Here is a 251-nt window from a genome sequence, read left to right on the forward strand (position 1 = left end):
CTAAAGAGCATCTCTTTCGTACCACCGCCGCCTGGCAGCAAGCCTACGCCCACTTCAACCAGACCGAGATAGGTTTCTGCTGATGCCTGCACACGGTCAGCGAGGTAGCACACCTCAACGCCGCCACCCAGCGTCATGCCAAACGGTGCGGCAACAACGGGTCGGTGCATGTTACGCAGCGCGTCGTTTGCTTTGTGGAAACTCTTCACCATCATTTCCAGCTCGAACCAGTTGTCATCCTGCGCTTCCAT

At 57.0% G+C, this 251-nt stretch carries 1 protein-coding gene; it reads right to left on the reverse strand.

Annotated elements, in window-relative coordinates:
* Window positions 1-251: enoyl-CoA hydratase-related protein (locus tag MXD62_RS09205; protein WP_248828946.1), on the reverse strand; the 251-nt coding region annotated here is incomplete at both ends.

This window comes from Frankia sp. Mgl5 (assembly GCF_023242985.1).
Lineage (GTDB): Bacteria > Actinomycetota > Actinomycetes > Frankiales > Frankiaceae > Parafrankia > Parafrankia soli.